At 52.9% G+C, this 851-nt stretch carries 1 protein-coding gene; it reads right to left on the reverse strand.

The window, feature by feature from the left end; all coding sequences use genetic code 11:
- Nucleotides 1-12: 12 nt before the first annotated feature.
- Nucleotides 13-776, reverse strand: a protein-coding gene (locus FKW31_RS14320; protein ID WP_087636366.1) for an IS5 family transposase whose coding sequence is annotated in 2 segments (ribosomal slippage) — nucleotides 13-443 and nucleotides 443-776 — 765 coding nt in all. Because the reading frame shifts where the segments join, the coding sequence is not laid out codon by codon here.
- Nucleotides 777-851: the final 75 nt, after the last annotated feature.

Genomic DNA, 851 nt, shown 5'->3' on the forward strand with positions numbered 1-851 from the left:
TAGGCTCAGGACTCATTCTTTGAGGTAGAAGATGAAGCTTGCTGCGATGTGGATAGCGGACATGAAAGTGTGTGCGCAGCGGTCATATCGTGTTGCCACCCGCCGCCAGTCTTTGAGCTTTGCGAACATGTTTTCGATGAGGTGGCGCTTTTTATATAGATGCCAGTTGTAAAGTGGCTTTGATTTCCGGTTCTTCTTCGGCGGAATACAAGCGGTGATCTTCCGTTCTGCGAGAGACTGCCTGATTTTATTACTGTCGTATCCCCGGTCCCCGATGACCTCTTCTGTCTCATCGGGAAGGTCTGCCAGAAGTACATCTGCTCCCTTGAAGTCACTAACCTGACCGGCCGTCAGATGAAGACGGACAGGACGGCCTTCGCTATCACAGACGGCATGAAGCTTCGAGTTCAGGCCGCCTTTTGTGCGTCCGATATGGCGGGGAAAAGCCCCTTTTTGAGCAGAGAGGCAGCTGTCCGGTGAGCCTTGAGATGTGTCGCATCGATCATCAGGCGCTTCGAACGGCCTGCCTGCTCTGTCAGGGCGACAAAGATCCGGTCAAAGACACCCAGGCGGCTCCAGCGAATGAACCGGTTATACAAAGTCTTGTGCGGACCATACGCTTTCGGAGCGTCTTTCCACTGAAGACCGTTGCGGATCACGTAAACGATCCCGCTCAGGACGCGTCGGTCGTCCACACGCGGAACTCCATGCGCCAGAGGAAAAAATGGACTGATCCGTTCCATCTGCCTCTCCGAAATCAAAAACAACTCACTCACAGCCTCACCTCCATTGGTAAGCCTGTGAATCACAACGTCTCGCTCAGTTCAATAAATTAATAGGTCCTGAGCCTA

The organism is Acetobacter sp. DmW_136, from assembly GCF_008690365.1.
GTDB classification, from domain to species: domain Bacteria; phylum Pseudomonadota; class Alphaproteobacteria; order Acetobacterales; family Acetobacteraceae; genus Acetobacter; species Acetobacter oryzifermentans.